The 21902-nt window shown below is 46.2% G+C and carries 20 protein-coding genes; 8 read left to right on the top strand and 12 right to left on the bottom strand.

Going from position 1 to position 21902, the window contains the following annotated elements:
* Window positions 1–232: 232 nt before the first annotated feature.
* The 5 genes from DXC57_RS14965 to DXC57_RS14940 form a co-directional block, all read right to left on the bottom strand.
* A complete protein-coding gene (locus DXC57_RS14965; protein ID WP_118653368.1) occupies window positions 233–1171 on the bottom strand; it encodes a sodium:solute symporter family protein in 939 nt (312 codons plus the stop codon).
* A 480-nt stretch (window positions 1172–1651) separates the two neighbouring features.
* On the bottom strand, window positions 1652–2038 hold the full coding sequence (locus tag DXC57_RS14955; RefSeq protein WP_021750121.1) for a hypothetical protein: 387 nt from the start codon (window positions 2036–2038) through the stop codon (window positions 1652–1654).
* A 240-nt stretch (window positions 2039–2278) separates the two neighbouring features.
* Entirely contained in the window at window positions 2279–2707 is a 429-nt protein-coding gene (locus DXC57_RS14950) for a hypothetical protein (RefSeq protein ID WP_223474528.1), read from the bottom strand.
* The gene (locus tag DXC57_RS14945) at window positions 2638–3438 is read right to left on the bottom strand and encodes a helix-turn-helix transcriptional regulator (RefSeq protein WP_118653366.1); all 801 of its coding nucleotides are present in this window, start codon (window positions 3436–3438) and stop codon (window positions 2638–2640) included. Before DXC57_RS14945 ends, DXC57_RS14950 begins: the two co-directional genes overlap by 70 nt.
* Before the next feature lie 38 nt (window positions 3439–3476).
* Complete coding sequence (locus tag DXC57_RS14940; protein ID WP_025494559.1) at window positions 3477–4112, bottom strand: hypothetical protein; 636 nt, start codon at window positions 4110–4112, stop codon at window positions 3477–3479.
* Window positions 4113–4456: 344 nt separating this feature from the next.
* Between DXC57_RS14940 and DXC57_RS14935 the strand changes: the two genes are divergently transcribed.
* From DXC57_RS14935 to DXC57_RS14910, 5 genes are all read left to right on the top strand, one after another.
* The gene (locus DXC57_RS14935) at window positions 4457–4870 is read left to right on the top strand and encodes a cysteine-rich VLP domain-containing protein (RefSeq protein WP_002566028.1); all 414 of its coding nucleotides are present in this window, start codon (window positions 4457–4459) and stop codon (window positions 4868–4870) included.
* 111 nt (window positions 4871–4981) lie between these two features.
* On the top strand, window positions 4982–5377 hold the full coding sequence (locus DXC57_RS14930) for a replication initiator protein A (RefSeq protein ID WP_002566027.1): 396 nt from the start codon (window positions 4982–4984) through the stop codon (window positions 5375–5377).
* A gap of 185 nt (window positions 5378–5562) precedes the next feature.
* On the top strand, window positions 5563–6504 hold the full coding sequence (gene mobV / locus DXC57_RS14920) for a MobV family relaxase (RefSeq protein WP_002566026.1): 942 nt from the start codon (window positions 5563–5565) through the stop codon (window positions 6502–6504).
* Window positions 6505–6574: 70 nt separating this feature from the next.
* Window positions 6575–6766, top strand: a complete 192-nt coding sequence (locus DXC57_RS14915; protein WP_002566025.1) for a hypothetical protein — start codon at window positions 6575–6577, stop codon at window positions 6764–6766.
* Window positions 6767–6860: 94 nt separating this feature from the next.
* Window positions 6861–8372 (top strand): recombinase family protein, encoded by a 1512-nt coding sequence (locus DXC57_RS14910; protein ID WP_118626660.1) that lies wholly within the window; start codon window positions 6861–6863, stop codon window positions 8370–8372.
* Here DXC57_RS14910 and DXC57_RS15570 read toward each other — a convergent pair.
* Together DXC57_RS15570 and DXC57_RS14900 are read right to left on the bottom strand one after the other, a co-directional pair.
* Entirely contained in the window at window positions 8356–8895 is a 540-nt protein-coding gene (locus DXC57_RS15570) for a hypothetical protein (protein WP_182457349.1), read from the bottom strand. The genes DXC57_RS14910 and DXC57_RS15570 overlap by 17 nt on opposite strands.
* Window positions 8896–8920: 25 nt before the next feature.
* Window positions 8921–10123: an amidohydrolase family protein gene (locus tag DXC57_RS14900; RefSeq protein ID WP_118653364.1), complete on the bottom strand. Its 1203-nt coding sequence runs from the start codon at window positions 10121–10123 to the stop codon at window positions 8921–8923.
* Window positions 10124–10326: 203 nt separating this feature from the next.
* Between DXC57_RS14900 and DXC57_RS14895 the strand changes: the two genes are divergently transcribed.
* Together DXC57_RS14895 and DXC57_RS14890 are read left to right on the top strand one after the other, a co-directional pair.
* Window positions 10327–11880 (top strand): helix-turn-helix domain-containing protein, encoded by a 1554-nt coding sequence (locus tag DXC57_RS14895; protein ID WP_118653362.1) that lies wholly within the window; start codon window positions 10327–10329, stop codon window positions 11878–11880.
* A 486-nt stretch (window positions 11881–12366) separates the two neighbouring features.
* Window positions 12367–13512, top strand: a complete 1146-nt coding sequence (locus tag DXC57_RS14890) for a Fic family protein (protein ID WP_118653360.1) — start codon at window positions 12367–12369, stop codon at window positions 13510–13512.
* Between the two features lie 229 nt (window positions 13513–13741).
* Here the strand turns inward: DXC57_RS14890 and DXC57_RS14885 are convergent, their stop codons facing one another.
* Entirely contained in the window at window positions 13742–15703 is a 1962-nt protein-coding gene (locus tag DXC57_RS14885) for an aconitate hydratase (RefSeq protein WP_118522515.1), read from the bottom strand.
* Between the two features lie 411 nt (window positions 15704–16114).
* Between DXC57_RS14885 and DXC57_RS14880 the strand changes: the two genes are divergently transcribed.
* A complete protein-coding gene (locus tag DXC57_RS14880; RefSeq protein WP_182457347.1) occupies window positions 16115–16999 on the top strand; it encodes a gamma-glutamyl-gamma-aminobutyrate hydrolase family protein in 885 nt (294 codons plus the stop codon).
* 306 nt (window positions 17000–17305) lie between these two features.
* Here DXC57_RS14880 and DXC57_RS14875 read toward each other — a convergent pair whose 3' ends face one another.
* The 4 genes from DXC57_RS14875 to DXC57_RS14860 all read right to left on the bottom strand — a co-directional run bounded on the left by DXC57_RS14875 (window position 17306) and on the right by DXC57_RS14860 (window position 21727).
* Complete coding sequence (locus DXC57_RS14875; protein ID WP_118653356.1) at window positions 17306–19006, bottom strand: glycosyl hydrolase family 18 protein; 1701 nt, start codon at window positions 19004–19006, stop codon at window positions 17306–17308.
* 261 nt (window positions 19007–19267) lie between these two features.
* The gene (locus DXC57_RS14870; protein WP_022358865.1) at window positions 19268–19522 is read right to left on the bottom strand and encodes a hypothetical protein; all 255 of its coding nucleotides are present in this window, start codon (window positions 19520–19522) and stop codon (window positions 19268–19270) included.
* Window positions 19523–19615: 93 nt separating this feature from the next.
* On the bottom strand, window positions 19616–20233 hold the full coding sequence (locus DXC57_RS14865) for a hypothetical protein (protein WP_147354113.1): 618 nt from the start codon (window positions 20231–20233) through the stop codon (window positions 19616–19618).
* 72 nt (window positions 20234–20305) lie between these two features.
* Window positions 20306–21727 (bottom strand): serine/threonine-protein kinase, encoded by a 1422-nt coding sequence (locus tag DXC57_RS14860; RefSeq protein WP_118653352.1) that lies wholly within the window; start codon window positions 21725–21727, stop codon window positions 20306–20308.
* Between the last annotated feature and the right edge of the window lie 175 nt (window positions 21728–21902).

Below are 21902 nucleotides of genomic sequence, written 5' to 3'. Positions count from 1 at the left end.
TGCGCTTTCATCTCGGTAATTGAATTGCCGAGGATTCCCGCTTATTGTCCTAAATTGTCCATCCGTTCAAAAGATGGATTTGCCGGATTCGGTCATTGCATCCGCAAAAAAGGAAGCAGGTGAGCAAACCATTTAAGATCCCCTCACCTGCTTTTCTTATACCTTGATGTTGTCTTTGAAGTATTTCTCCCAAGAAATCTTGAACGCTTAATGGGGTCTGACCCCATTAACTTCATTCACTTTTTGGCTGTGTAGCTAAGGATACCGCAATTAATATAATCAATGCAATCGGGAATGCGACAAAAATTGTCTGTAATCCAAATGGAGAACCGGTTGCCTCCCAGATAATACTTAATCCACATCCAACAATCATGGATGAAATACCTCCCGCTTTTGTAGCTTTTTTCCATATAAGCGCTCCAACAACTGCTGGTGTAATTCCCGCTCCATATATTGTATAGGACCAGTACTGAATTGCCAGAATCGATGGGAAGAAAGTCAGAATAACATAAGCGACAATACCCGCAATCAAAATAAACGCACGGCTGACTTTAAGTTCTTCTTTTTCAGTTGCATTCGGATTGATTTTGCTATATAAATCAATACAGAAGTTAGCTGCTGCAGACAATAGGTATGAATCACCTGTGGTAATAGTAAATGCTGCTGCTGCAGAAAGTACAATACCACCTATAATCGTAGGAAGAAGCGTTGCTGCACCGATCAATGCCTGTCCTGCTGCAATACTGGTTCCAAAATACTGACGGGAAATGAATGCATAGCATGCAACAACCGGCATGATAACAAAACAAGCAAGCATAGTGCCCATCAGACCAACACGAGCTGTTTTTACATCCTTCGCTGCAACAATTCTCTGATAATAGTTCTGATCGGAACAAGTCAGAAGAATCAGCGGAAGATATCCGCCAACCCATTTAAGAAGCGTCTGACCGCCGAAGAACGTAAGGCTTTCCGGATCGTTGGCCTGTGCAGAAGAAATAACCCAATCCCAGCCACCTACTGTACTAATCAGAACCGGTAAGCCAATTGCAAGGCCACCTACCATCAAAAATGCGGACATTGCATCTGTCGTAGCAACTGTCTTCAATCCACCAGAAAGGGCTAGTACAATAACAAGTGCACAACAGATTATTGTACAATAAGTAGTTGGAATACCAGTTAGGTCAGTTTACAAGGAACTACACGCAGACCACGAAACGGGGGCTGCTGACAACAAATAAAGGCTGAGTATCAAGCACCGAAAAAGTGCGAGATATTCAGCCTGTTTTGTTGTCCGGGGTTTCCAAAGGGGCTTGCCCCTTGGCACACGACTTTGCTTGCAAAGTGTAGTGTGTTATACGCTCTGTCGGCGTTGCTGCGAAAATGAGGTTGCCGCCGGGTCGGGCAAGGGCATTTGAAGCAGCAGGAAAACAGGGCTGTGATTGCGTGTCGTGGAGCCGCAAGCGCAGGGCTGGTTTCGTCAGCAGACAGGGCGTATATGAAAGCCCCCGTTCCTCGTCCCACGCCGGACTTCGGGACAAAATGTCCCGAACTTGTGGACACACTCACAAAAAGCAAACAGATTTTTCTCTCAAAATTGGAATGGGCGGGGAAGCCATTTTAGGGCTTTGCTATCTCCCTGATAAATGAGAAGTTAAGTTTCGTCCATATATATTTTTATCTCGATGTATTCATGATTTCTTGCATAAGCAAACGACGCTGATTTTCTGATATAGTCAAATATATTTTCGTCTAAATCTTCGTCCCATGTTGTTTCGCTGAAAATTTTATTTTCAGCGGTTGGCTTATACAAGATGACTACATGGATTTGATAAAACTCTTCATCATCATTTGAAAACTGTCGAACTAATGAAATTTGAAAAAATGGTTCTTTTGAAAAAGCAGTAAATGTTCCGGTTTCAAATAAAACCATATCTTCTTCAAGCGGTGTGCTGCACATCTGCTCAAAAACATCAACTATTTCTTCCACAGACATTTTATCCGTTATCTTATCTTCTAAAAACTTAATCAAGTTCTCCATTGATTTTCCTCCTGTAAATTCTTATTTATTGTTCTCTACTTCCGTCCCCGCTGTGGATTTGGATTTTTCAGCAAATCTGACTTATCAGTTCTTAGAAATGGGCGGGAAGCCATTTTAGGGCTTTCCCGCCTTGATTGCCCATTAGCAAAGACGGGCGGGGCTGTCAACGGCGGCGCATGAAATGCGCCGTTCATCTTGACCGTTGACTGGCTCGACTGGCTTTGCTATCTCCCCAACAAGTTATTGTTTGTTGTTTTTCCAATTATCTAAACGGGCTTGCATAGTTTCTCGCCATTCTTCACTTGGACAAGCAGTAATCAATTTTCGATACTCTTCACTTGATGGCGCTTCTATCAAATAAGACTCTACCAATTTTAGCAAATCCCACTCTACTCCATACATTCCACCTTCGGGGAAAATGTCAATCAATACGCCTACTTCTTCTCTTGTCAATGGCGTTTTTACATTGGAGAGCAATTCGTCATACATGTTGATGGTTTCTACTGTAGGGTCATCTTTCACTGCGTCTGGCATTTGACCGAGAAGTTTCAATTTTATAATTGCCTCCTGCACCTTTACTCCCTCCAATTTCTCGTTCTCTATTTTCTCCCCCGCTGTGGGTTCGGATTTTTCAGCAAGTCCGACTTCTGTGCAATCTTTTTCAGCCACTTCTTTTCTTCCTCGGACAGCTTTTTCAAATTCAGCTTGAGCCGCTTACAGATAAACGCCAGCGACGCTTGCTCCGGGTCGCTGCCCTCTTTGGCGGTTTCCTCGGCGGTCTGCAAGAAATCTTCCAGTGGATTGTCCTCCGGGACGCTGAAAAAATCGTCCTTATGTGCTTCCCGCAGGTCAAGAGCTATCTTGTTTATGTCCTGCTGTATCACATAGCGGCAAAAGCTGTCATCATCAATATGGGCGGCGATAAGCTGTCTTAACTGCGGGTCGGTCAAGCCGGGATTGTGCTGCTTCATAATGGTTGTACTCACAGCGTCTACAATGGCGTTTGCACTCTGCACCTGTTTGCCAGCGATACCGTTTACATAGATTTCAAGGTCAGCCATGAGCCGGGGGAAATCCGGGTGTGCCGCCAGCTCACACAAGAGGGAATTATCCACCCGCCCACTTTTCAATAGTTCAATCATATCATCGCTCAAACGCAGGTCTGCAAGATCGGCGTTTGGGTGATTTTTTGTTTGAGAACGCCCCAGCAGATAATCAACAGTCACTTCATAAAACTTTGCCAACTCAATAAGGGCATAATGGCTGATGTCCTTGAAATTATCCCCCTCATAACTGCCCAACGCAGACTTGGAGAGGTGCGTCTGCTCCGCAAGCTGTTCCAGCGTCAACCCACGCTCCACACGCAGGTCTTTCAATCGTTCTTGTATGGATAGTTCCATGCACTCCCCCTCCTTGTCTGTTTATGTTACCTGTTATATCAAAGTTTGTTCAGATACCCGATTTCATCTAATTCTGCCTTAATCTCGTCCCATTCACTACGCTTGGGGTTTAATGCAACAATCATCTCTTTTGTCACCGGCACCCCGTCTGCAAGCTGGCGCACAACTTCCAAAGGCAGGTCGGCGGGATAAAACCACTTCCCGTATTCCACATAGGTCTGCGGATTACCATCAATCATAGAGAGTAAATCCTTGGAAGCGTCCTCACCAGCCATAGGATTACAGTGCCAAACAACGCCATCTTCCGTCCAGACGCAAAAAGTGCTTTTCATCTTTTTGACTTCTCTGCTATTCATGAGCTTTTGCAAAGCGGAAGGCATCCCATTTGTCAAATCCTCTATCCGAGGGAGTTTTTCTTCCCAATCGTAAAGTTCAGAATCTACACCATTGATAACACAGCCTTCAGATGTGAACATGATAATCATGCTTTGCTCACTGCCATCGGTAGCCCAAAATGCTTCTTTTCCCTTTCTCCATATGGGATTGTATGTATAGTGACGGATGAAACTCCATTCCTTCTCTAACATGATGATGTCCAAAGCTGCAAGCCCTTTGCAGAAAGCCTTTAGGCGATTTACATCAGGTAATCCAGACAAATTTTTCGTTGAAATCATATCGCCACTCCTTTCAAACTTTAATTGCCATCCAAGTACTTTTATTTTACCACAATTCCGAGAGCGTGGAAATAGAGAGTTTTCCGAACTGATTTCCGACCTTATGGATATACGGGGCGGGCGGTCTTTTAGGTGTAGACTTAGGGTAGTTCATCGATGAGCTGCACCTTGAAAAATGAATGACCGTCCGAAAAGGAATACCCAGGCAGGGGAAGCACCGCAACGAGCCACTTCGGGACAAAATGTCCCGAAGTCCGGGGAGCGTGCCAACGCCGGAACACGCCGCAGAAATGGGGCAGGAAGCTTTTTCGGGGAGAACGGCAAAGGAAAAATGGAGGGAACACATGAGAGAGAACCCATATAAACGACTGCCGCCCATAGAGCGCAAGCAGGACGGTTCCCTTTACCGCATGACACCGGCACAGAGGAAACAGGCAAACGCCCTGATCCGCCGGGAGTGCTGCTGTTATGAGGACGGGAACTGTATGCTCCTTGACGATGGGGACACCCACACTTGCCCCCAAACCGTTTCTTTCTCGGTCTGCTGTAAGTGGTTCCGCTGGTCGGTCTTGCCGCAAATCGGGACGCTGGAAGCGGAGATTTTCCGGGATAAGGAGCTAAAACGCTGTGCGGTCTGCGGCAGAGTGTTCGTCCCAAAGTCCAACCGGGCGAAATACTGTCCCGACTGTGCCGCCAGAGTTCACAGGCGGCAGAAAACAGAAAGTGAACGGAAAAGGAGGTCTTGTGTGGACAGTTAGGGGCTGAAAAGTCCTTGATTTACAAGGCTTTACAAGCACAGAACAGGGGCAGGCAATAGAAACTACCGTCTGCCTCCGAAAACGGACTTCTAACCGTCCACAAAACACAATATGACAAACACCATTTATATCCATCAGCCGGAAAAAGCGGTCAGCTTTACCCGGCTTCCCAATTTCCTTTTTGAAGCCCCCACATTCATGCCCCTGTCCAACGAAGCAAAGGTACTGTATGCCTTTATCCTGCGCCGGACAGACCTGTCCCGAAAAAACGGGTGGGTGGACGAATACGGGCGGATTTACCTCTACTATCCCATCAACGAGGTAGTGGAGCTGCTCCACTGCGGGCGGCAGAAAGCGGTCAACACCCTGCGGGAACTGCAATACGCCGGACTGGTGGAAATCCAGAAGCAGGGCTGTGGAAAACCCAATCGCATTTACCCAAAATCCTACGAAGCGGTTCCAAACACCGACTTCAAGAAATACGGTTATGGAACGCCGGAGGACTGAAAACCGCACTCCACAAGTACGATAATCAATCCTCTTGAAGTACGAAAATCGGACGGTATATAGAAATACAGAGATTAAAACGATTTTATTTATATCTTATCCATTCCTATCCGATCCGAGATATTTTCTGCGGGATTTTCCTGTGGAAAAGTCCCGGAAAGGAACGGAACGGGGAAAGGAGTTTCATGGCACAACACGCAATTTTGCGATTTGAAAAACACAAGGGCAATCCGGCAAGACCGCTGGAAGCCCATCACGAACGGCAAAAGGAACAGTACGCCAGCAATCCCGACATTGACACCAGCCGGAGCAAGTACAATTTCCACATCGTCAAGCCGGAGGGACGCTATTACCACTTCATTCAAAGCCGCATTGAACAAGCTGGCTGCCGCACCCGCAGGGACAGCACCCGTTTTGTGGATACGCTGATTACCGCCAGCCCGGAATTTTTTAAGAAGAAGTCCCCAAAGGAGATACAGGAATTTTTCCAGAGGGCGGCTGATTTCTTAATCGGGCGTGTAGGGAAAGAAAATATCGTGTCGGCGGTGGTACACATGGACGAGAAAACGCCCCACCTGCATTTGGTCTTTGTCCCTCTGACAGAGGACAACCGCCTGTGTGCAAAGGAGATTATAGGGAATAGAGCCAACCTCACAAAATGGCAGGACGATTTTCACGCCTATATGGTGGAGAAATATCCCGACTTGGAGCGTGGGGAAAGTGCCAGCAAGACAGGCAGGAAGCATATCCCCACCCGTCTGTTCAAGCAGGCGGTCAATCTCTCCAAACAGGCAAGAGCCATTGAAGCCACGCTGGGCGATATTACCCCGTTCAACGCCGGAAAGAAAAAAGAGGAAGCCCTCTCCCTGCTGAAAAAATGGTTTCCGCAGATGGAGAACTTCTCCGGTCAGCTCAAAAAATACAAGGTTACAATAAACGACCTTTTAGCAGAAAATGAACAGTTGGAAGCCAGAGCCAAAGCCAGCGAAAAGGGCAAGATGAAAGATACGATGGAACGGGCAAAGCTGGAAAGCGAGCTGAAAGACATTCAGCGGCTGGTAGACCGTATCCCGCCGGAGGTGCTGGCAGAACTGAAACGGCAACAGCGGCACACAAGGGAACGGTGATTGATGGCAGAAAACATTTCACGCCGCAGCATGGCGGCACTGCACTTTGAAAATTAAATACGGAGGTACTATGGAGCATATCAGATACAAGAAAGAAACCGAAGTCGTGACTTTTCAGGGAAAGGAAATCACGCTGGAAAATCTCTCTCCGGTGTTCACGCCGGAGCAGGAAGCGGCAAAACGCCGGGAGCTGGAACAGCAGCTTTATGAGGTGTTCCGCAAGTATGCCGACAAACGGCAGAGTGAGGAAGCCGGGGCATAAGGTTTTCCGAAGCCATCGTTGATTTGCGGGGCTGCTGGCGGTATAATAAAGCTGTCAGCAGCTCCGTTTCTTTTTTAAGAAAAGGAGCGACAATATGAATAATCGAATAGACGCAATCTATGCAAGACAATCGGTGGACAAAAAGGACAGCATTTCCATTGAAAGCCAGATTGAATTTTGCAAATACGAGTTGAAAGGCGGTAACTGCAAGGAATACACAGACAAGGGGTACAGCGGCAAGAACACAGACCGTCCGAAGTTTCAAGAACTGGTGCGGGACATCAAGCGGGGCTTGATTGCAAAAGTCGTGGTTTACAAGCTCGACCGTATCAGCCGTTCCATTCTGGACTTTGCCAACATGATGGAGCTGTTCCAGCAGTACAATGTGGAGTTTGTGTCCTCTACGGAAAAGTTTGATACCTCCACCCCGATGGGGCGGGCGATGTTAAATATCTGTATTGTGTTCGCCCAGCTTGAACGGGAAACGATACAGAAGCGGGTAACGGACGCTTACTATTCCCGCAGCCAGCGAGGTTTCAAGATGGGTGGGAAAGCCCCTTATGGCTTCCATACAGAGCCAATCAAGATGGACGGTATCAACACAAAGAAGCTGGTGGTAAACCCAGACGAAGCGGCAAATATCCGGCTGATGTTCGAGATGTACGCCCAGCCCACAACCTCCTACGGGGACATTACCCGGTACTTTGCCGAACAGGGAATTTTATTCAACGGCAAGGAACTAATACGCCCCACGCTGGCGCAGATGTTACGCAATCCTGTCTATGTGCAGGCAGACCTTGATGTGTACGAATTTTTCAAAAGTCAAGGGACAATCATTGTCAATGACGCTGCCGATTTTACCGGCATGAATGGCTGCTATCTGTATCAAGGGCGGGATGTGAAGCCCAGCAAAAAGAACGACTTGAAAGACCAAATGCTGGTGCTGGCTCCCCATGAGGGCATTGTCCCCTCCGACATCTGGCTGACCTGCCGCAAGAAACTGATGAACAACATGAAAATCCAGTCTGCCCGGAAAGCCACCCATACATGGCTGGCGGGAAAAATCAAGTGCGGAAACTGCGGGTATGCCCTTATGAGCATTAACAATCCTGTGGGAAAGCAATATCTCCGCTGCACAAAGCGGCTGGACAATAAAAGCTGTGCCGGGTGCGGGAAAATCATCACTTCGGAGCTGGAAGCGGTTGTTTATCAGCAGATGGTGAAGAAGCTGGCAAGCTACAAAACGCTGACGGGCAGAAAAAAAGCGGCAAAGGCAAACCCGAAAATCGCCGCCCTGCAAGTGGAGCTTGCCCATGTGGACGGCGAGATTGAAAAACTGGTGGACAGTCTGACGGGCGCAAACAATGTCCTGCTCTCCTATGTGAATGTGAAGATAGCGGAACTGGACGGACGCAAGCAGGAACTTCTGGCGAGGATAGCGGAGTTGACGGTGGAAGCCATCAGCCCGGAACAGGTCAATCAGATTTCCGGCTACCTCGACACTTGGGAGGATGTATCCTTTGATGACAAGCGGCGTGTGGTGGATTTGATGATTACCACCATAGCCGCCACAAGCGATAGTTTGAATATCACATGGAAAATCTGACGGGCGGAACCCCTCCCGCCAGATACCTACCCTGTGTAGTCCCTTGTAAACTGTACTTTGTAGCGTTTAAAATAAATCCAAGACCTCGATACTGATAAGAAACGATAGAAACCATCGCAAGTGCTATGATAACCGCTGATATTGTTCTAGCTTTAGAACCATATTTCGTTTCAAGAAGCTGTGATACCGTGTAGCAGTTGCTTTCCCGGATTTTAGGGGTCAGATAACATAAAACACTCATACTGATAACCGGACAAATCGTAAAAAACAAACCACTCCACAATCCATAATTAAAAGCTAGGCTATTTCCACCACCGGTTACTGTACCACCACCTGTATATGTAGCCAAAATCGTACCAACTGCTACAATCTTTCCAAGACCTCTTCCTGCTAAGAAAAAATCTTCTTTTCCTTCTTTTTTTACAGCTGCTTTCTTTGCGAAATAAGCTCCCGTTCCAACCAGAGCAAGTAAATAAACAATAACAACCAGAAGCATTTTAGGCTGAGCAATTAATTCATGCATAATGTATCCTCCTTTAATGTCAATATCATTTTCCATATTCTATTACTAAAAGACCTTCTTTATATACCGCCGATAAATGTTCTGTAAACGCATGTAAATCTACCAATGGATTGGCATCCAGAACTACAATGTCTGCAATTTTTCCTTCTTCTAAAACACCTCTGTCTTTCACCCCAAGTTCCTCCGCTGCAGCCAAAGTTGCACAGCGAATCACCTGAGCAGCTGACATTCCATTTTCCTGCATTGCAACTAATTCTTTAAATATGGATGGGTGCGGGCCAAAATTCGGAGAACCTGCATCACTTCCCGCAACAATCTTCGTACCGATTTTCATGGCTGCTGAAAAAGCCTTTTTTTGATTTTCCTCAACAGCTGATGCCTTCTCTACGATAACATCTGCGATCATTCCTTTTCCTCGAGCCAGTTCTTTATATACCTGCAGAGTCGGAACCCACACCTGCCCATTTTCTTTCATCTTATGAAGAAGTTCTTCATCTAATGCACCTCCGTGCTCAATTGTATCAATTCCGGCATCAATACATTTTGAAATAGCATCTCGTGAAAGCGCATGTGCTGCGACCTTCATATTTAAACGGTGTGCTTCATATGTAATCGCCTTCAACTCATCCGGTGAATACATACATGGACCTACATCTTCCAATCCAGCTGCGCCTCCACTCGCCATGATCTTAATCCAATGAAGTGGTGGAATGCTCATCTCGATATTATAACCTTTCAAACGTTTAATTTTATCAATCAACTGCTCCTTTGTATTCGCAATATAGCCAATCATCGGACAATGTCCATAGGAACCTTGAATTGCACTTCCCGCCGGAACAATATGACTTCCTTTAATCAGTCCAATATTCACAGCTTTTGCCAGAGGAATCGAGCAATCATCATTACAGCCCAAATCGCGTACAGTCGTTACCCCGTTCTTTAAGGATTTTTCCGCCGAAGAAACACCTTTGGCAAAATTTAAATAGTTTCCGTCCCGTACAGTCTCATACATGGGGTCCTTGGCTGTTCCTTCCCATACAAGATGCACATGAGCATCCATAATACCTGGAATCAGATATTTTCCACTGCAGTCCACCTTCTTTGCTTCAGTCGGCGCCTTTTCCTGAACTGATGCAATTTGCTTACCAGTAATTTTTAAATCTGCCTTGATAAATTTTCCTGTTCTTACATCCAGAATTTCACCATTAACCAAATAGAATTCTTCCATCCTTCCAGCTCCTTCCTGATTTTTAATCCATGTTGAATGTAAATATCTGTAGCTAAAATCAAAATAATATAATAAAATGAGGATTAAGAATAATTATTTTGATGAACAGATTATAAAAAAAATATAAACTGATTACTTCGTATATCTGATACAATATCAAAAAAACATCTTGTGCAGAATGCACAAGTAGAAAGGAGTCCCTTATGCTATCATTCCTATCATTCATGCAAAAGCTTTCTGCTTATCACGCTTTAAAAAAAGAAAGCATCCGCTATCCAGATTCCCCAATTTTTCACGTTCAAAACAACCTCCCTGTAAGAGAAACATTTACAGAAGCTACCGCATATATTATTCATTCTGATGATTGCCTTCAAATCCCCAAAGACAACCAAAATATACTTTGGATCATTTTGCCGAACGGCACAGATGACACAGAAATCCCTAATTGGATCGAAAACTATGTTATGCTGGCTGAACCTACCATTCAAACTGAGCTTACATTCCAGCTGCAGCATATACTAAAAGTAGAGCGACGAATCGAAGAAGCTCATTACAAACTCAGCCAATGCCTGATAAACCGTAAAGATGTGAATACCATCCTATCTACAGGTGCAGAACTTCTCAAAAACCCCTTATTTTTATCGGATACATCCACCCGTGTTCTTCACTGGTCTGATCTGAACGAACTAAAGAAAGTTGATGACGAACTGATTCAATGCATCATCAAACACAATTTTGTAACCTCCGATCTATTCGAAAAATACGACTATAAAACACTTCTGCCCAGTATCGAACAAACCGAACATGCCTTTATTGAACATTCTAATTACCAGAAGAAGAAAGAACGTCTGATTGTAAAAATTGTTATTGAGCACCGATATTTTGGCTGGATCGTAGTAATTCCACAGAAACGTCCCTTTGAAGACGGCGATTGTCAAATACTAGATATTTTGGCAAACGTCCTATCGTTAGAATTAGAGCGAAATAAAATAGGCTTTGCACTCAGTTATCGTGAAAATCTTCTATTTGAACTTATTTCGGGACGCATCCGCAATCAGGAAGAATTTAATTTACGGGCAAAAGGATTTGGCTGGATTCCGGGAGAACACTTCTATACCATGGCTATTGGCTTCCGGGATGCGTACCAATCGGACAATCAAGAACGTTCCATCGCTGCTTACAAAAATCATCTTGGTATGATTTATCCAACCTATAAAGCAGTCTGTATCGGCAATATCTTATATCTGCTTCTTGAAACCGAAGATCTGGAATCAGTTGCCAATAACTTGGATAACTTCTTTCAAACTTATCATCTGGCCGCTGGTTGCAGTCACCATTTCTCAAATATCATTGAATTTAGTGCATCTGTAGAACAATCCTTAGAGATTCTACGAATTGGAATGAAACAGAATCCAAGGCAGAATATCTATCGATTTCAGGAATACAATATGCCTTACCTGGTTTCCACTTTGAAAAAATATAGTCAGCCGAACTATTTCTGCCTTCCAGAAATACTCAGATTACAGGCCTATGATCAAGAATTCGGAACCGATTATTTAGATACATTACAAACCTATCTCTTCTTCCGCAATGTAATAACTGCAGCAAATCATCTTCACATTCACAGGAACACTATGAATTACAGAATTCAAAAAATCATTGAAATTACGGGATTAAAGCTTACCGAAGGCGAGGATTTGTATAAAATATGGCTTAGCTGCCTCATTCTTGATGTTAATGGGTTCTGCCCCCATTAACTTTGAATCACTTTTTCTTTACCATGCAGCGTTTCTTAAAGAATGAAATACCATGCAAAGAATCTGACCAACGCCCCCACTGTGTATCACACACAGCGAGGGCTTTTTTTGCACTCCAGGAGTTCATTTTATTTCCGTCATAAACTATACACTTCCACCATAAGCCGTATCCCGACTTTCAGACCTTCCTGCTTCGGCTTCAGCTTCTTCCGACCTCCACCGGACTTTCTGACTTTATATGCTCTTTTCTCTCCCATAATTATTCGTGCAGCTCCAGCGGCAATCCGTCCAGGTCAAGGCAAAATCAAAATATAAAATTCTAAACTTGAAATTTCCAAGGTAATTTTGCTTGAGTAATTTCACAAAAAGCCGTTTTTCTGAAATCACTTCCGTTCTTTATTTTCACAATAAGTTGATTTCATGAAATTTCTATGCTAAAATAGCCTCAAAAATTTCAATTTCCATTTTTCGGAGGAAAAAACAATTATGACAAACCGAGCAGGAACACTCGTGAGTAATCTGTCAGGCGAAATGGCGTATGAATCCTTTCGACCAGCTCCTCTTCCACCAAATCCTCCTATTGAGGTATCTGGTGAGCTTCTCACGAAACTTATTGATGCAAACAAGAAAATAGCAACACTTGAAGGGATTTCCTCCCGTATACCAAACATGGGACTTTTTGTTTCCATGTATGTCCGTAAAGAAGCCCTTCTTTCCTCACAGATTGAAGGTACACAGTGCACCCTTGAGGATATCTTGAATCCTCTAATTGAAGACAACACCAATCGAGATGTTTCCGATGTTGTTAACTATATCCGTGCGACTGAGTTTGCGCTTGAGCGGCTGAAAACACTACCTCTGTGCAATCGTCTAATTAAAGAAACTCATGCAGTTCTTCTGGAAAGCGCGCGAGGACAGGAAAAGAATCCTGGCGAATTCCGGTATTCACAAAACTGGATTGGCGGTCAGGGAAGTACTCTCAAAAACGCTCGATATATTCCGCCAAATCCTGAAGATATGCTGACAGCCATGTCCGACCTTGAAAAATATATCAATAGTGATGATACTCTTGACCCTTTGATTCAAGCCGCATTAATCCACTATCAATTTGAAACCACTCACCCTTTCCTTGATGGTAATGGACGTGTTGGACGACTTCTCATTACGCTCTTCCTAATGGAAAAAGGCATTCTGTCTACTCCCGCACTCTATATTTCTTATTACCTCAAGATGAACCGTATTGAGTACTATGACCGTATGACTCAGGTGCGACGTACTGGTGATTATGAGCAATGGATTTCTTTTTTCCTTCAGGCTTTTGCAGATTCCGCAGAAGATGCGATTCATACAATTGATTATCTTACTGCATTACACGATAAAAGCACAAAATTATTTGATGCTCTCACAAAGAGACAGCGTACCAGCGTTCTTAAAGTGTTTGCCTATTTGGAATCAAATCCTATTATTGATATTCAGAAAACCTCTACAGCTCTTGAAATGTCCTATAATACTGTGTCAAAGGTAGTCTCCATTTTGGTCAATGATGGAATCTTGGAGCAAACAAACAAATCTGGAAAGGCGAAGATATATTCTTATACCGAATACCTCGATATTCTCCGTAAGGACACTTAACGCCTTGACTATCACCGCTAAAAGCGCTCCAAACAATGTCTTTTTCTCAATTTCTTTCACAATCTTCACTCTTATTCTACCACAGGATTACTACAAATGTCTTTCTTCCGTCAAGTCGCGCGAAAAAGCGCCTGCACATTTGCACAGGCGCCTTTTTCTAAAATAAATAGGTTGGTGAATAAGTAGTTATTGTATATAAAAATATAATGGAGGCATAATTAATAAATGACTACGCTTCTTTCTCTGCTTCCAGCTGTTTTTTCAGTGTTCTCAGCTGTCCGCCATTTAAGACAACTTCGATTTCTTTATCCGTCAATTCTAATTTAGCCCAGAAGGAGAATCCTTTTGTCTTATCGGTAATCTGTACACGGCGTGCTGCAATCTGCTCCCGCAGGTTATCGATATGAAGCTCATCTGTCTGCTCCAGGCGGTCATAATCAGCTCCATCCTCAAACAACATTGGAATTACGCCATGATTTACCAGGTTTCCCTTATGGATACGGGCAATACTCTTGGCAATGACCGCTTTTACACCCAGATACATGGGATTAATAGCCGCATGCTCACGGGAGGAACCCTGTCCATAGTTTTCACCGCCGATGATAACGCTCTGTCCCATTTCTTTTGCGCGAGCTGCAAATTCCGGATCATATCGATGATAGCAATACTGGGACATCAACGGAATATTGGAACGCATACTGCTGAACTCAGCACTTGCCGGTGTAATATCATCGGTGGATACATTATCACGGGCTTTTAAGCTGATAGGAGCATCCAGTGTCTCCTGCGGCGGCTCCGGAACCGGAAGAAACTTGATGTTCGGTCCGCGGACAATCTCCACCTTCGCAGCTTCCTCCGGAGACAGCGGCGGAAGAATCATCGAATCATCAATATCGTACTGATCCGGCTCGTGAATTGAATCCAGGATCTTCACATTTTCACCCATAATATCTTCTGCCGTTGCGAAGGTCCCCATAATCGCTGTCGCTGCAGCACTCTCCGGGCTTACCAGATAGATCTTGGCAGTCGGATTCCCGGCACGTCCCTTGAAATTACGGTTGGAGGTGCGGACTGCCACACCGTCGGTCGCCGGAGTCTGACCGATTGCGCAGCACGGACCACAGGCAATCTCCAAAAGACGGACACCTGCATCCAGAAGCATCTCCACATATCCATCGCGCATCAACTGACGGTACACCTGCTTGGAAGAAACCGCACAGGTACAGCTTACATCCTCATTCACATGATGTCCCTTAAATACAAGTGCTGCTTTTGCAATATCGGCATAGCTTGCATTGGTACAGCTTCCGATAAATACCTGCTGTACTCTCTTCTTTTCCGCCTGATGCAGCGGCATAACATTGTCCGGCTGGTGCGGACATGCGATCAACGGCTCTAACTCGCTTAAATTGATATCGATCGTCTCGTCGTACTCGGCGTCCTCATCCGGAAGAAGCTCTGTGTATGCTTCCGGACGTCCCTGTGCAGCCAGAAATCTCTTTACCTGTGCATCTGCCGGGAAAATGGAAGTGGTCGCGCCCATTTCCGCACCCATGTTTGCGATAGTCGCACGTGCCGGAATCTCCATCTCGGCAACTGCCGGTCCCACGTACTCATATACATTTCCCAGACCGCCCTTGATGGTCACGCGGCGAAGCATTTCCAGGATAACTTCCTTCGAGTTGCAGCCCGGTCTTAATTTACCGGTCAGGTTGACACGGACGACTCTCGGCATCGTCAGACGCATCGGAACACCCGTCATCGCCGTTGCTACATCCATGCCGCCGACACCGATACACAGCATACCGATCGCGCCGCCATGCGGTGTGTGACTGTCTCCGCCCATCGATACCTTGCCTGGCACACCAAAACGGGATACATGAACGGTATGGCAGATGCCGTTGCCCGGTCTGGACACATACACGCCGAATTTCTTTGCTGCGGACTGCAAATAAATGTGGTCGTCCGGCGTCTTATTATCTACATATAATAAATTGTGATCGAGGTAGCTGACGCTGCACTCCGTGCGGACACGGTCCAGCCCGATCGCCTCGAATGCCAGATAAGTCATAACGGCATTGATATCGTGTGTCAATGTCTGATCCACCTTGATAAAAATTTCTTTGCCCGGCGTCATATCGCCCGATACGAAATGTGACTCAATAATCTTTCTGGTAAGTGATTTCCCCATGTTTTGATTTCCTCCATTTGGTTTGTCATATTCTCTCGGAGTCTTTCCTGCACTCCGCCATCTCTATCAGCCCCGCAGCCTTGACCCGGCTGCCCGTCTGTTTTTTCCGTCCTTATTGTAACGCCTGCCTGCGGGGAAAATCCAATTAAGAAAGGGAATGAAGGTATAACTTTCTGTTATCAGGGCCTTTCCCCGTACTCCTCCCTACTCAATTCTTCGCTTCCATTTACGCCTCCTTATTTTCGCTCATTTTTCGTATATCTACAAAATTATATTATATCTTTTAGGTATCATCAAAAATTATTTTATTTTATTTTGTAATTTTATGTATCTTTTTGTATTTTTCTGACTGTTTTATGTTAGAATCCAGCCATGTTTGGGAGGACAATTTGTATTAGGGAGGAAATTCGAATGAGAAAAATTAAAATGATGACCAGTGCAGTGCTTCTTTCTTTATCCCTGGCTTTTTCTTTAACAGCTTGTGGAACAAAGTCTGAACCGGCAGCCGATACAACAGCGGCTGAAGCCGAAGTAACCGAGACAGAAGGCGAAGCAGAGACTGCCGAAGAAGCGGCGAATGACGAAGAAGAGAAAGTCAAAGTCGGCGTTTCATGGAATGCAGACGAAATCGACGAAGATGCACAGTTATATAGAGATGCCGTTACCAAAGCTGGCGGCGAAGCAATTTATCTTCCTCAGATCAAAACCGAGGATGACGCGAAAAATGCTCTGGCAGAAATCGATGCTCTGGTTATGACCGGCGGCGAAGATATTGATCCGAGCTACTACGGCGAAGAGCCAAACGAAAAATTAGAGACTGTAAACGAAGTCAGAGATACTTCTGATTCTCTTTTAATCAAGGCAGCTCTCGATGAGGATATCCCGATGCTCTGCACCTGCCGTGGCATGCAGTTCTTAAACGTATTAAGCGGCGGTACCTTATATCAGGATCTTCCGACTCAGAATCCGTCCGATATCGAACATCGCGATCCGGACCGTAAGGTATTCGCAAAACATGAGATTACCGTAGACAAAGATAACATCGTTGCTGCCGCATTTGGCGGAGAAGGCACCTACACTGTAAACTCCTGGCATCATCAGGCAGTCGATCAGTTAGGTGACAACCTGAAAGTCGTTGCTACTGCTCCAGATGGAATCATCGAAGCAATCGTCAGAGAAGATAAAGACTACGTGATGGGCTTACAGTTCCATCCGGAAGCTATGATCGCTGAAGGTGATGACAGTTTTCTTGCTTTCTACACCAACCTGATCGATCAGGCAAAAGAGGCAGAATAATCACATTTCTCCCAGACAAAACAATATTTTTGATGTTTTAATAACCTCCAGGCGGATGAATCAATCTTTCCGCCCGGAGGTTTTTTGTCCAAGACGCTCTTTTTTAATAAAAAAGAATGTGCCTTGGCACATTCTCGCGCCGAGCGCGGTCGCTTGCGACAAACTACATCTTCGCGCGAGTGCGCATCATTGGCACGTTAGTGCCTTTTTGTGTAATAGGGGATCCAAGGAATTTCCTATTACATAAAAAAGCAGAAGCCCCACGCTCCCGCATGAGACTTCCACCCTACTTTGAATCATTGAATCTTAATTAAATTGTCTCTGCTCCCAGCCAATCACATCCCAGACGTCGCTGGTTTCCAGCCCCAGCCGCCATCCGGCTACGCCTGCCAGGTCGTATTTCTTGATTAAATCCATCTTGAGTCCCAGAGACCTTGTCTCCTCCATCCAGAGCTGCTGTTCGCCGTTCTGGCTGTCCAGCCTGCCGTAATACTGACCAGCCGAATCATCCCAGGTCAGATCCATGCCGCTCTCCGACACCCATTTTGTCGCCTCGGAGATTCCCATCGCACGGGAGGACGCATTGTCGCCGCTTCCCGTCCAGAGCCTTGTGTAGAACGGGACTGCGTTGATTACCTTTTCCTTCGGAACCAGGGAAAGCATATCTTTGATGCCGTTTTCGACATATCCGATCGAAGAAACAGAACCGGCTTCACCGCCTGCATAGTGCTCATCATAACCCATGATAATCACATAATCTGCGACGTTGCCCTGCTCTTTCTGGTTGTAGAAACGGTTATATACCGCCGGAACATAGTTATCGACCGACAGCACCAGCCCTTTCTTTCGGCAGGAAACCGACAGCTCGCGGATAAACTCGATGTAATGGACGCCCGCCGCCGTCTTCAAACTCTCAAAATCCAGATTGATACCGTCAAACCCATAACGGTCCGCCTCTGTCATCATATTTTCAATCAGTTTTTCGCGCACAGACGTCCTGGAAAGAAGCACCTCCGCCTGCACGTTCTTGCTGCATTCGCGGCTGAAATTGTCGAGTACCGCCCAGACCTGAAGACCTTTTTCATGCGCCCGATCCACATAGGACTTATCTGCCAGAGATTCATACGCGCCGCTGTTGCTGCTAAGCGTAAACCACGTCGGCGCGATGACATTGACACCTTTCGTCTTTGCAATCAGAGAATCCATCGCCTGGTTTGCCGCCGCGATCGTTACCTGATGCCAGACCATCACAATCTTCTGATCCAGTGAAATATTCTGGTAGACCGGAGCAGTAAAATCACTCTTTAATGTCTCCTCGTGCAGATTTTTCATCTTCCACTTGTGCATATATCCAATATGACCGTCCGGTGTCATGACTCTCGCCCAGTTGTCATACTGTTCCAGCACCGTCACTGTCCCGCCGCGCTTTATCTCAGTCACAATCGGGCTTTTCAAGCCGCCTCTTAAGCGGATCTTGGCGCTCCACGCCGCATCTGCCACCGTAACCGGATCCCAGTTATTTTCCACGAAAACCCGCTTCTGTGCCTCACCATCATACGCCTGCAGACGCACATCGGTGTATTTCTGAATCAGAGCCAGTGAAAGATAAACTGCATCGCCATCCCGGTAAAGGATCTTTTTTCCGTCCTCATCCACTGTCGTCTCGTCGCTTTTCACGATCTCCTCCGGCAGGGTGTACACCAGTATTTCCTCATTGGCATCCCAGTAAAAACGTTCATTTAAGTTCGCATCTACCCACGCAGCCGGCAGATATGTCTGCCCGTCCACGTAGACCCCGCTCTCCTCCTGACGTTCATAGTTCAGATACAGCGCCACCCGGTCGCTGCCGCCCGCCGCGTACAGAGCATCCAGATCCGCCCTCTCCCGGCTTGGCATATATTTGACCGCTGCAATCACACCAACGGCTGCCACGATTAAAAACAGCACAAACCCGAAAATCCGTCCCAGACAGCCCGAACGTGCTTTCCTTGATCTTCCTCTTTCCATGTTTTCCTCCGGTGTATGTTAAGGTAATATCATAAGCACTAAGCTCGAAAATACCTCGCTAAGTGCCCTTATTATATCACACCAGCTCCATGGAATGTTGACTTTTTTCTTAACTCCTCTTTCATTTTCCCTGTAATAGGTTACTGTTTACGCATACGTGCCCAGTAACTGTAATAGCACCATCTAAACAGTTCTCACCATTTTCTCCGAAAGAAAAATCCGGCGGACTGTCCAGATACGGACAAAACGGCACCTCTCTTATCACCGGTTGTAAACCCGGTCAAAATGTATCTCTGTCAGCACTCCTGTCTCCGCTCCGACGTAATCAGCCATATAAAACGAGCCGTCCTCCCGGAACTCACACAGCTTCCTGTATTCTTCTGGCCTGCACTCCCTCCCATCAATTAAAATCTGGATTCCTTTGCTTTTATATCGCTGTAATCCCTCGACAAATATTCTCTGCTGTTCCCTACGCCTCCTCTCCGCTTCTTCTTTTTTACTTTTTCTTACTACCATTCCACACCTTCTCCATTCCGCGAAAACAGACCATTCTGCCTTTTCTGACCTTTCGGAGATAATCGGTAATTTATAACCCCTGGTCTGCCTCGCTTATCGTAGGAATTTTCCAAAAAAAGTCATGGACTCTCCCGTAACCATCAATGCGTTCTTCTGCAGTGGGATTCGCCGGATCCGGATATCCAGATATTGCTCTGCCATTTTTACAGCTTCCTCTTCTCCAAATGAGACGAAATACTCACACCATTTTTTCCATTTTTGCTTTTCTGCTGCCAATGCCGCAAAATCTGCCAGCTGCCATCCGCTGACCGAACCGACCAGAAAACAGCGGCTGCATCGAAAAAAGGCATCCTGATTCTTCTGTGTCAAGGCTCCGAAGTCGATCACCATCGCCTCCATCCCCCTTTCCGAACAATCGTACCATTCTGCACGTTCACCCTTTTGATAGAAAAAAATTCCCCTAATTTCAAACGGCTGTCCTGCCCCGTCTATAACCGGTTTTTCCCTTCTTTTTCCCGTCCGGTATATCTTTTCAAGCTGTGCAAATGAGCCGCTCTCATTTTGTTCCAGAACCGCCGTTCGCCGGCACAGAACCCCGGACAGATATGCTGCCGTCATAAGCGAAAAGTGTGTCACCCCAACCGATGGTCCGCTCCCGGCTATCCCGATACATTCCAGGCGTTCTGTCCCGGCCTGCTTTGTGTCTGGCACTGGTTTTTGCCTGAATTTCCGCCCCACTTTTGAGCCTTCGCCCCGTTTTCCGATTCTAATCTGTATTTCCTCCTATTTCCACTGCCACGGGAATCCACCCATAAAGCGCTCCCACCTTCGCCGGATGTTCCGCCAGAGTCCCCCTTCTTTTGCTGCCTGTCTGGTCCCCCGTCCTTTTTTGAGAGCTGCCTCCCGGAAAATCCTTTCAAAAAATTCTGTCTCCTCCGCTGCCTCATTTTCCTGCCCCCGCCTTCCGCCTGCATCGAACGGCGGAGTTAAAAATGGAAGCCGCAGATACCTAAGATGCCGGACCTCCTCCGGAAGATAATCCCGCCCGCATTTTCTGTGATTTAATAAAATCTGGAGTCCCTCTTCTCCTCCCAGAAACCGGATCGCCCGCAGAGAATCTTCTTTCTCCCACGGCTGCAATCCACAGACGAAAAGAATCAAATCATACTCCCCCTCCAGAACCGTCTGGAGCCCGGTTCCGCAGTCATCTAAAATCACTTCAAACACCGGCTGTTCCAGCTGCACCACATCGCTGTATCTGGGTTTCAACGCCAGACCGTCCATGTAATAAATCCCATGTTCATCCGGCACCATCCCATACCAGGATACCAGCCTGCGGACTGCCCCCGTGTCATTCTGCTCCCTGTAAAGGCAGGAAACTCCTTTCTGCCGCAGATATCGGACCGCGCCAAGTGCGGTATGTGTAACCCCGATTCCGCTCCGGCTGCCTGCTGCGGCAATCCTGAGAAGTGGTATATGACGTTCTGCAAATATGCGCGCCTCCAGTTTTTCCAATGCCTCTAACACTTCCCGGACACTCTGGCAGCGCTCTTTTTTCTCTGTTCTGAGACATCGCCCCATAAGAATGTACAGATCTCCCCGACAGCTTCCCTGTCCTGCTTTTATCTCCCCCTCTGGGGCATGCCCTGTCCCCATATAGTACAGGAGGGCGCCAATGGCATAGATGTCGGTCCTCTCATCCAGAGTCCCTCCCTCGTACTGTTCGGGGGCTGCAAAGCCTTTTGTTCCATAGCAAACAGATCGTTCCTGGCTCAAAGACGCCAGTGCCGCCTGATCAAAATCAATCAATTTTAATTGTTCCCGGCAGATTAGAAGATTCCCGGGGTGGAGATCTAAATATAAGATTGGATTTGGTTTGAATGAATGCAGATAATTCATGATCCGGCAAAGCTCAATTCCCAGACGGATAAGCTCTCCCGTTTGCAGACTGCCCGTTCTCTCAATTCGGGCATACAACGACTCACCGCACAGATATTCCTCGATGAGATAATAATAATTTTCGTCAATTTCCAGATCGTAGATGATCGGGATTCCCGGATGGCGCAGCCGCTTCAAAAGCGCTGCTTCCTGAATGAAACCGCTCTCTGTCCGCCTGACACGCTTAATCGCTCTCTCTTCATCAAGCCCCAGATGCCTGGCTAAAAAAACAGTTCCGCTCCGACCGCGTCCGATCACACGTTCCAGCTGGTATTTTCCAAATAGAACGGCTGTTTCCGTACCGCGCCTCCTTTCGGTCTATACCACCTCTCAAGATTCATTGTATACGATCCCCTCACTTCCCGCAACCGTTTTTAGAAAGATTTTATGCTTTTTTTTCATATTCAAATTGCCAAGTGATTATATTATATAGTATGATGAA

Origin of the sequence: Clostridium sp. TF06-15AC (assembly GCF_003481165.1) — a bacterium.
Lineage (GTDB): Bacteria > Bacillota > Clostridia > Lachnospirales > Lachnospiraceae > Otoolea > Otoolea fessa.
This window is presented reverse-complemented; position numbering and strand designations above follow the sequence as displayed.